The organism is Xenorhabdus aichiensis (assembly GCF_028598775.1).
GTDB classification, from domain to species: domain Bacteria; phylum Pseudomonadota; class Gammaproteobacteria; order Enterobacterales; family Enterobacteriaceae; genus Xenorhabdus; species Xenorhabdus bovienii.
The window spans coordinates 1-9,200 of sequence record NZ_JAQRFO010000079.1; the positions used below are offsets into that span (position 1 = coordinate 1).

The 9,200-nt window shown below is 44.9% G+C and carries 10 protein-coding genes and 1 tRNA gene; 8 read left to right on the forward strand and 3 right to left on the reverse strand.

Features of this window, described 5'->3' with window-relative positions; translation table 11 throughout:
* The first annotated feature begins 425 nt into the window (after positions 1–425).
* Positions 426–1,583, forward strand: coding sequence for a tyrosine-type recombinase/integrase (locus tag PSI22_RS20370; RefSeq protein WP_273581332.1), 1,158 nt, complete (start codon positions 426–428; stop codon positions 1,581–1,583).
* A 21-nt stretch (positions 1,584–1,604) separates the two neighbouring features.
* Here PSI22_RS20370 and PSI22_RS20375 read toward each other — a convergent pair.
* Positions 1,605–1,681, reverse strand: a tRNA-Arg gene (locus PSI22_RS20375).
* A 179-nt stretch (positions 1,682–1,860) separates the two neighbouring features.
* On the opposite strand from PSI22_RS20375, the gene folD reads away from it, so the two are divergent.
* The 3 genes from folD (at position 1,861) to sra (ending at position 3,562) form a co-directional block, all read left to right on the forward strand.
* Entirely contained in the window at positions 1,861–2,736 is an 876-nt protein-coding gene (gene folD / locus PSI22_RS20380; protein WP_273581333.1) for a bifunctional methylenetetrahydrofolate dehydrogenase/methenyltetrahydrofolate cyclohydrolase FolD, read from the forward strand.
* Positions 2,736–2,948, forward strand: a complete 213-nt coding sequence (gene ybcJ / locus PSI22_RS20385) for a ribosome-associated protein YbcJ (protein WP_038181623.1) — start codon at positions 2,736–2,738, stop codon at positions 2,946–2,948. The genes folD and ybcJ overlap by 1 nt, the downstream gene beginning before the upstream one ends.
* A 377-nt stretch (positions 2,949–3,325) precedes the next feature.
* On the forward strand, positions 3,326–3,562 hold the full coding sequence (sra, locus tag PSI22_RS20390) for a stationary-phase-induced ribosome-associated protein (RefSeq protein WP_273581334.1): 237 nt from the start codon (positions 3,326–3,328) through the stop codon (positions 3,560–3,562).
* A 135-nt stretch (positions 3,563–3,697) separates the two neighbouring features.
* Here the strand turns inward: sra and cysS are convergent, their stop codons facing one another.
* Positions 3,698–5,080 carry a cysteine--tRNA ligase gene (cysS, locus tag PSI22_RS20395; RefSeq protein WP_273581335.1) on the reverse strand — a complete coding sequence of 461 codons (1,383 nt, stop codon included), beginning with the start codon at positions 5,078–5,080 and terminating at the stop codon, positions 3,698–3,700.
* A 274-nt stretch (positions 5,081–5,354) separates the two neighbouring features.
* On the opposite strand from cysS, the gene ppiB reads away from it, so the two are divergent.
* The 4 genes from ppiB (at position 5,355) to purK (ending at position 8,328) form a co-directional block, all read left to right on the forward strand.
* Positions 5,355–5,849 (forward strand): peptidylprolyl isomerase B, encoded by a 495-nt coding sequence (gene ppiB / locus PSI22_RS20400; protein WP_273581336.1) that lies wholly within the window; start codon positions 5,355–5,357, stop codon positions 5,847–5,849.
* An 11-nt stretch (positions 5,850–5,860) separates the two neighbouring features.
* The gene (lpxH, locus tag PSI22_RS20405; protein ID WP_273581337.1) at positions 5,861–6,583 is read left to right on the forward strand and encodes a UDP-2,3-diacylglucosamine diphosphatase; all 723 of its coding nucleotides are present in this window, start codon (positions 5,861–5,863) and stop codon (positions 6,581–6,583) included.
* Between the two features lie 135 nt (positions 6,584–6,718).
* The gene (gene purE / locus PSI22_RS20410; RefSeq protein WP_273581338.1) at positions 6,719–7,264 is read left to right on the forward strand and encodes a 5-(carboxyamino)imidazole ribonucleotide mutase; all 546 of its coding nucleotides are present in this window, start codon (positions 6,719–6,721) and stop codon (positions 7,262–7,264) included.
* Entirely contained in the window at positions 7,261–8,328 is a 1,068-nt protein-coding gene (purK, locus tag PSI22_RS20415; protein WP_273581339.1) for a 5-(carboxyamino)imidazole ribonucleotide synthase, read from the forward strand. The genes purE and purK overlap by 4 nt, the downstream gene beginning before the upstream one ends.
* A gap of 86 nt (positions 8,329–8,414) precedes the next feature.
* Here the strand turns inward: purK and PSI22_RS20420 are convergent, their stop codons facing one another.
* Entirely contained in the window at positions 8,415–9,026 is a 612-nt protein-coding gene (locus PSI22_RS20420; RefSeq protein ID WP_273581340.1) for a riboflavin synthase subunit alpha, read from the reverse strand.
* Positions 9,027–9,200: the final 174 nt, after the last annotated feature.

Genomic DNA, 9,200 nt, shown 5'->3' on the forward strand with positions numbered 1-9,200 from the left:
AACTGAACTCAAAAAGCACAAAAAACGAACAGGCCAGCAAACCGCAACAATACTCACTCAGTACCTACCCCGATTTGAAACCGCTATGTCGCCACATCAAAAGAGCAAATTCTTGCCTGTGATGTGGCTGCGATACTACGTAGATATGATTGATAAGGAGATGAAGCAATGAGGCTCATCACTGATAATAATGAGACAGAAAGCATAACTTTATCCAGAAAGAAAGCGGCAGCGCTCATAGGGATTGATGTGGACACATTATCCCTATGGTGTCAGATAGGTAAAATAGCCTACACCAAGAAGAACCCCACCAAGCCAAACTCACCTTATTTATTTACACGCGCCGCATGTATTGCAGCAATCAACAATCCGATCCAAACTGTGATTGTGAGCGCGGTAGATGCGACAGAAAAAGGAGATAAACAATGTCAATCTTCCGTAGAGGAAATACGTGGTATGGGAACTACACGACGCCAAGCGGCAAAAGAATTAAAGAGTCTCTTGGGACAACGGACAAAAAGCAAGCTCAGGAGTTGCACGACCGAAGAAAGGCCGAGTTATGGCGCATAGAAAGGTTGGGTGATTTCCCTGATGTAACCTTTGATGAGGCGTGCTTGCGATGGATCGAGGAAAAAGCTGATAAGAAATCATTGGATGATGATAAAGGCCGTATGGCGTTCTGGTTGGAATACTTCGAAGGAGTAAGACTAAAGGATATCACCGAAGCCAGAATTTATACGGCAATCAGCAAGATGAGGAACCGCAAGACCAAACAACGCTGGGAAAGTCGAGTTAAAGCCGCCCAGAAAAAAGGAAAAGAAGTCCCTGCATATACAGAAGTTCCCGTCTCGGTAGCGACCAAGGCAAAGCATTTAGCATTGATGAAGTCTCTGCTAAAGGCGGCTGAACGAGATTGGAAATGGTTAGAGAAAGCACCCGTGATCAAGGTTCCAGCCGTCAGAGATAAACGTGTCAGATGGTTAGAGCCTCACGAAGCCCAAAGATTAGTTGATGAATGCCCCGAACCTTTACAGTCAATCGTCAAGTTCGCACTGGCAACGGGATTAAGGCGCTCAAACATTATCAATCTTGAATGGTCTCAAATTGATATGCAGAGACAAGTAGCATGGATACACCCAGATCAAAGCAAATCGGCTAGGGCTATAGGGGTAGCCCTAAACGAAACCGCTTGCAGGGTGTTACGTGCCCAAATAGGAAATCATAATAAGTGGGTGTTCGTCCATACTAAACCATCAACTAATCCCGATGGAATAGTAATGCCTAATATCAGAAAGATGCGTGTTGATGATAACACAGCATGGAACTCCGCATTAAAGCGAGCCGGAATAGAAGATTTCCGCTTCCATGATCTGAGGCATACGTGGGCTAGCTGGCTGGTTCAGTCAGACGTTCCATTGTCAATTTTGCAAGAGATGGGCGGATGGGAATCAATCGAAATGGTGAGGCGATATGCTCATTTAGCGCCTAATCATTTGACGGAACACGCACGTCAAATTGATGAGCTTTTTGGAAGTCTCGTCCCAAATCCGTCCCAGTCAGGAAAAATTGTAATTGCAAAATAGGGGTAAGTGCTTGATTTTTAATGGTACGCCCTACAGGATTCGAACCTGTGACCTACGGCTTAGAAGGCCGTTGCTCTATCCAACTGAGCTAAGGGCGCATACGAGATGAAAACACGTTAATGCGTTGATGTGGACGGGATTATACGTGCATACTGGGCTGAGTCAATGGGCTTTTCGTTCATATGCTTATTTTATGATTACCAATAAAACTGACAGACGATTCATGTTCTGACAAAATAGCGCCTATTCCTATACTCGATGATGGAATCTTAAATACATGTCAGCAAAAATTATTGATGGGAAAACGATTGCGCAGACAATCAGAAGCGAAGTTGCAGAAAAAGTCAGGCAACGAGTCGCCGCTGGAAGACGTGCTCCAGGTCTTGCCGTTGTTTTAGTCGGAGAAAATCCGGCCTCCCAAATTTATGTCGCGAGCAAACGCCGTGCCTGTGAGGAAGTCGGTTTTACTTCCCGCTCTTACGACCTGCCAGACATCACCAGCGAAACCGAATTACTCTCCCTAATTGATAACCTGAACGAAGATCCGGAAATCGACGGCATTTTAGTTCAACTTCCCCTGCCTGCCGGCATTGATAATGTCAAAGTACTGGAACGCATTCATCCTGATAAAGATGTGGATGGTTTCCACCCTTACAATATTGGCCGCCTGTGCCAGCGTGCTCCAAAGCTGCGCCCCTGCACTCCTCGCGGGATCGTGACGCTGCTTGAGCGCTGCAATATCAACACCTACGGGCTGCATGCTGTCATCATTGGGGCTTCCAATATCGTTGGGCGTCCAATGAGCCTTGAACTGCTGTTGGCTGGCTGTACCACGACGGTGACGCATCGTTTTACCAAAAACTTACGCCAGCATGTTGAACAAGCTGATTTACTGGTCGTAGCGGTCGGTAAACCGAATTTCATTCCCGGCGAATGGATTAAACCCGGCGCTATTGTGATTGATGTCGGCATCAATCGTCTGGAAAATGGTAAAGTCATTGGCGATGTGGATTTCGATAGTGCATCCGAACGCGCCAGTTGGATCTCTCCTGTTCCGGGTGGAGTTGGCCCGATGACCGTCGCAACATTGATTCAAAATACCTTGCAGGCTTGCGAGGAATATCATGATGTAGATAAAACCAAAGGATACTGATGGAAATTTTTTGTTTAGATGGACACCCTTATGTAGAGCTGTGCGATCTACTGAAACTTCAAGGGTGGTGTGAAAGTGGTGCTGCGGCAAAAGCGATGATTGCGGAAGGTTTGGTTAAAGTTGATGACCAGGTTGAAACCCGCAAGCGCTGCAAAATTATCGCTGGTAAAGCCGTGGCCTTTAACGGCCAATCGGTGCGCGTTGAAGCGTAATTTCGTGATATTGCATCACCGTTAATGCTCTTCTGAAAAACTGTACCCTCAATGTTTTATACATCCACGGTACAGTTTTTTATTTAAAAATATAATTAATAAAAGTAAAAATCATAGGAAATATCAACATCATATTGATTTTAATTCATATTATTAGATTAAGATCCAGAATAAATAAAATAGAAATCCCAAAAAATACAAAATCAAGAATAAATACCACAGCAATGTGAGACGGGGAAATAGTAGATTCATCCGGTTTTATTCTCAGGAAATGTGATACAAGCGATATCCTGATAAATAATCAACCTCACAATGTATTGCTTTTCTAACAAGTTGCTATACTAATAAACTCACGTACAACTGAAAAGGCGTTGATTATGTTAAGTAATAGAGCTGCAAGACGGTTGTTGGGTATGCCTCATAAATTGAGTAATTCCAAGCGTAAAGTAATAATTTCTCTTCTTAATCTCACCACCAGTGATAGTAAACACCAAATCCCAGAACACCTGAGACATTCTTCTTTTGTCTGTATGAAAAAAGATGCTTATTCAGGAAAAATAACCTATCACCCAGGAAATACATTTTATTCTGAACATTTGAATACCCGTCGATAGAATTGCCTATTTTTATTCTACAGAATTCATTATCACTAAAATGATTATCGTGATAAAAAAGTGCTAAAAGACGAACCGCCCACTGATGGGGCGGTTTCCAGTTATTTTATCAATCAGTGACCCATTTAAAATGGGTTATTTGCGACGCCATGTCGTTCCCTGTGGGCCATCTTCCAACTCAATTCTCATCGCGTTTAACTGATCACGCGCAGCATCTGCCAACGCCCACTCTTTGTTTGTACGGGCATCGTTACGCTGCTTGATTAATGCTTCGATTTGGACAACATCATCATCCACATGAGCCCCTCCTTGCAGGAACTGTTCAGGTTCCTGTTCCAGCAGCCCCAGAATTCCTGCCAGTTTACGCAGTTCAGCAGCCAGACCGTTAGCCGCTGCCCGATTTTCAGTTTTCAGGCAGTTGATCTCACGAGCTATGTCAAACAGTACGGAATAAGCTTCCGGTGTGTTGAAATCATCGTTCATTGCTTCAGTGAAACGCGCTTCAAATACTTCGCCACCCGCAGGCTGGGCCGATTTATCTGTGCCGCGCAATGCCGTGTACAGGCGCTCAAGAGCGGTACGTGCCTGTTTCAGATTCTCTTCCGTGTAGTTCAGCTGGCTGCGATAGTGGCCGGACAACAGGAAGTAGCGCACGGTTTCAGCATCGTAATATTCCAGTACATCACGGATAGTAAAGAAGTTGCTCAATGACTTAGACATCTTCTCTTTATCGACCATGACCATGCCGGAATGCATCCAGTAATTCACGTAAGGGCCATCGTGAGCACAGGTAGATTGTGCAATTTCATTTTCATGATGTGGGAACATCAGATCTGAACCCCCCCCGTGAATATCAAAATGATGTCCCAGTTGTTTGCCGTTCATAGCAGAGCACTCAATATGCCAGCCCGGACGACCAGCACCCCACGGCGATTCCCAGCTAGGCTCACCCGGCTTGGACATTTTCCACAGCACAAAATCCATTGGATTACGTTTTACATCAGCAACTTCGACGCGCGCTCCCGCCTGTAACTGCTCCAGATCCTGACGTGACAGCAGGCCATAATCAGGATTGGTATCAATCGAAAACATCACATCGCCGTTATCAGCCACATAAGCGTGCCCACGGTTGATCAATTTTTCAGCAATCTGAATAATTTCAGTCACATGCTGAGTGGCACGCGGCTCCAAGTCTGGACGCTGGATGTTCAGCGCATCAAAATCGCTGTGCATCTCGGACAACATACGTGTGGTAAGTGCATCACAACTTTCATTATTTTCAGTGGCACGTTTGATGATTTTGTCATCCACGTCAGTGACATTACGGACATAGGTTAAATCATAGCCCAGATAGCGCAGGTAACGGGCAATGACATCAAATGCAACAAAAGTCCTACCGTGGCCGATATGACACAGATCATAAATCGTGATGCCACACACGTACATGCCCACTTTCCCTTCATGGATCGGCTTAAATTCTTCTTTTTGGCGACTGAGAGTATTGAAAATTTTTAGCATCGGTGGGTTTTCCGTAAAAAGTGACGTACGTGTAATAAAAGCGAACGAATCCGCTGATTATAGGCTTCTTTATCAGCGATATAAATAAACTAGAATATGAAAAGCCAGATGAGATATTTCACCTTGATATGCAACGCTTTGCAAGCGCCGCGAGCGACCTTGTTCACCGACGCTTGCAGAGTACTGACTCAAGATCACAGATATGATATAACAGCGGATGTTCCGAACACCCTAGAAAATAGGGTCAATCAAAACTATTATTAGGATTTCTATTATGGTGACTTTTCATACCAACTTTGGCGATGTTGTGATTAACACTTTCGCTGATAAAGCGCCTGTAACTGTTGAAAACTTCTTGAATTACTGCCGTGAAGGTTTCTATGACAATACGATTTTTCACCGGGTCATCAATGGCTTCATGATTCAGGGTGGTGGTTTTGAACCCGGTATGACGCAGAAAACGGTCAAAGCACCTATCCAAAACGAAGCCAATAATGGCCTGAAAAACACCCGTGGCACTCTCGCAATGGCACGTACCAATGATCCACATTCTGCAACTGCCCAGTTCTTCATCAACGTTGTTGATAACGATTTTCTGAATTTCCGTTCAGAACGTCCAGACGGGTGGGGTTACTGCGTATTCGCCGAAGTAGTAGAAGGTATGGATGTGGTTGACAAAATCAAGGGCGTTTCCACTGGCCGCAGCGGGATGCACCAAGATGTACCAAACGAAGATGTGATCGTTGAACGTGTCACTATCAGCGAGTAATCAATCATTACATGTGTACGCTGTTTATTGCAGATCTTCATCTCAGTGAGCAAGAACCGGCAATTACTGCCGGTTTTCTGCGTTTTTTACGTGAAGAGGCTACTTCTGCCGAGAGTTTATATATCCTCGGTGATTTTTTTGATTACTGGATTGGCGATGATGACCCCAATTCCCTGCACAATGAAATTGCCCAAGCACTCAATGAGCTGAAACAAAAAGGTATTCCCTGCTATTTCATTCATGGCAATCGTGATTTTCTGCTGGGCTCCCGATTTGCCAGAGAGAGCGGTCTGATCCTGCTACCACAGGAAAAGGTGCTGGAATTATACGGTAAGCGTATTCTGATCCTGCATGGCGACACGCTATGTACAGATGATACAGGTTATCAGCAGTATCGTAAGCGGGTACATACGCCGTGGGTACAACGGCTGTTTTTACTTCTGCCTTTATTTATCCGGCTGAAAATCGCAGCCAAAATGCGTGCCGGAAGCCAATACGCCAATAGCCAGAAATCCGAATCGATCATGGACGTCAATCAACAGGCGGTGATTGAACATTTTGAAAAATATCAGGTTGATTGGATGATCCACGGCCATACTCACCGTCCTGCAATACATGATATTCAGGTCGCAGATAAAATCGTACATCGCGGTGTTCTGGGTGCATGGCATCATCAAGGTTCAATGTTCAAAGTGACGGAAACGTCGATTGAACTGATGTTTTTCCCTTTCTGATTCTGACTGTGTATTTCTGGAAAGATCGACAAATCAAATAACGCAAACGTTTTCCTTGTGCTATTCGCATGATATGATCCGCCTTCTCAATATAGATTTGTTCTGGTGGACACCCAATACAGGAGCATCTGATTTATGACGGCCCGCCCTGATTCCGCAACCGCTATTTCTGCAACTTCAATGCAACACCACGCCAAAATCGCCATTGTCATGGGGTCAAAAAGTGACTGGACGACAATGCAACATGCCGCCGATATTTTGACGTCGCTCGATATTCCTTTTCACGTTGAAATCGTTTCGGCACACCGAACGCCGGATAAACTTTTTCATTTTGCCGAGCAAGCCAAAGAAAACGGTTATGACGTGATTATCGCAGGCGCAGGCGGGGCAGCACATCTGCCGGGTATGCTGGCAGCCAAAACATTGGTTCCGGTCTTTGGTGTTCCTGTGCAAAGTGCCGCACTCAGCGGAGTTGATAGTCTCTACTCCATCGTACAGATGCCAACAGGCATCCCCGTTGGTACGCTGGCCATCGGAAAAGCCGGGGCAGCAAATGCGGCGTTACTGGCAGCGCAAGTGCTGGCACTACATGATGATGTGCTGTTTCAGCGTTTGTCAGACTGGCGTTCGGCACAAACACAAGATGTTTTGGATAATCCAGATCCACGGGAGGGTGCATGAAACCAGTCTGCGTATTGGGTAATGGTCAGTTGGGTCGGATGCTCCGTCAGGCAGGCGAACCATTGGGGATCGCTGTCTATCCGGTTGGGCTGGATGCCGAACCTGAATCAGTGCCATACCAAAGCAGCGTCATCACCGCAGAAATTGAACGCTGGCCCGAAACGGCATTAACCCGCGAACTCGCCCATCATAAGGCTTTCATCAACCGTGATATTTTCCCCCAGCTGGCTGATCGCCTGCCACAAAAACAGCTCATGGATAGTTTGGGTTTGGCAACAGCACCGTGGCGATTACTGTCCGATCCCAGCCAATGGCCGCAACTGTTTGCGGAGTTAGGTGATTTTATTATCGTCAAGCGCCGTACCGGCGGCTATGATGGACGTGGGCAATGGCGCATTCTACCGGGTAATGAAGCGGAATTACCTGCCGAAATTTACGGTGAGTGTATTGTGGAACAAGGCATTCCGTTTTCAGGAGAAGTTTCACTGGTTGGTGCCCGCAATGCTCAAGGCCAATCCGTATTTTATACACTGACGCATAATCTGCACCAGGAAGGTATTTTGCGCACCAGCGTTGCCTTACCAAACGCAGATAATCAGTTACAGCAACAGGCAGAAAAAATGCTGTCTGCCATCATGGATCACCTGAATTATATCGGTGTCATGGCGATGGAATGTTTTATTGTTGGCGATAAATTATTGATCAACGAACTGGCACCCCGGGTACACAATAGCGGCCACTGGACACAAAATGGCGCTTCTATCAGCCAGTTTGAACTGCATCTGCGTGCGATCCTTGATCTTCCGATGCCTCAGCCAGAAATGATGGCGCCCTCTGTGATGATCAATCTGATCGGTACGGAGCTCAATCCAGAATGGCTCGGTTTGCCTCTGGTACATTTGCATTGGTATGAAAAGGAAGTCCGCCCAGTGCGCAAAGTTGGGCACTTAAATCTGACTCATGCAGACAAGGGCGCATTGCAAACAACGTTACAGGCGTTGATCCCCCTACTGCCTGCGGAGTACCAAAGCGGTTTGGAATGGGCAAAAATTAAATTAAGCTGATTTGTGATATTCGACGTTTTGAATTCAAGGAAGTGGTAGTTTTGAAGATAATTTACCACTTCCTATTCTAGTTCCAGCAATTATTTTTATTTCTTCAATAACGTTCTGGCTAATGTATCTACAATGGTTCTGGTCATCTGGTCGATTTCATAATTGAGGAAATCACCCGCTTTGATCTTGTTGAAATTGGTCATTCTTAATGTTTCTGGAATCAGGTTCAAGGCGACGGTTTTATTCTCTTCATCAATGCCATTGATGGTTAAACTACAACCATGAAGACCAATAAAACCTTTCAGGAAGAAATACTTAATGTTGTCTTGAGGAATTCGGATAACCAACCGATAAGTTTCACCTGTTGGCATAAATTCAATGACTTCGGCCATCCCTTCAACATGCCCATATAGGCTATGCCCACCATTTTCTTGATTCATCTGATGTGATCTTTCAACATTAACCTCATCCCCAACGGTGAGTAACTTTAACGTTGTGCTATCAGCGGTAAAATCGGAGATATCAAAAGAAACCCGGTCATCGGTGAACTCGGTGACGGTCAGGCAAGTACCATCGATGGCAACACTGGCGCCCACAGAAACACCGGCAAAAAAACGATTATGATTACTTACGGTCAGTGTGCTGAAACCATTATTTTTATTGAGTGACAATACACTCTCTTTACCTTGTACAATTCCTGTATACATAATATTTCTCGGCTCCAAATTGATATAATTACAGATTAGCTTTATTACAGCTTACACTTTATTGTTTAAATTTAGAATAATAAAATAAAAAACGTATATCAAAACCCTATCTGCCAAGTGATTTATATTATTATTTTCGTGCGGATATTAACGTCAAAAAATAATAAAATATAT

Bases quoted from the DNA above. Each gene is read 5' to 3' on its own strand.
- ybcJ (WP_038181623.1), top strand. From the start codon at position 2,736: ATGGAAATTTTTTGTTTAGATGGACACCCTTATGTAGAGCTGTGCGAT.
- folD (WP_273581333.1), top strand. From the start codon at position 1,861: ATGTCAGCAAAAATTATTGATGGGAAAACGATTGCGCAGACAATCAGA.
- PSI22_RS20420 (WP_273581340.1), bottom strand. From the start codon at position 9,026: ATGTATACAGGAATTGTACAAGGTAAAGAGAGTGTATTGTCACTCAAT.
- lpxH (WP_273581337.1), top strand. From the start codon at position 5,861: ATGTGTACGCTGTTTATTGCAGATCTTCATCTCAGTGAGCAAGAACCG.
- cysS (WP_273581335.1), bottom strand. From the start codon at position 5,080: ATGCTAAAAATTTTCAATACTCTCAGTCGCCAAAAAGAAGAATTTAAG.
- sra (WP_273581334.1), top strand. From the start codon at position 3,326: ATGTTAAGTAATAGAGCTGCAAGACGGTTGTTGGGTATGCCTCATAAA.
- purK (WP_273581339.1), top strand. From the start codon at position 7,261: ATGAAACCAGTCTGCGTATTGGGTAATGGTCAGTTGGGTCGGATGCTC.
- purE (WP_273581338.1), top strand. From the start codon at position 6,719: ATGACGGCCCGCCCTGATTCCGCAACCGCTATTTCTGCAACTTCAATG.
- ppiB (WP_273581336.1), top strand. From the start codon at position 5,355: ATGGTGACTTTTCATACCAACTTTGGCGATGTTGTGATTAACACTTTC.
- PSI22_RS20370 (WP_273581332.1), top strand. From the start codon at position 426: ATGTCAATCTTCCGTAGAGGAAATACGTGGTATGGGAACTACACGACG.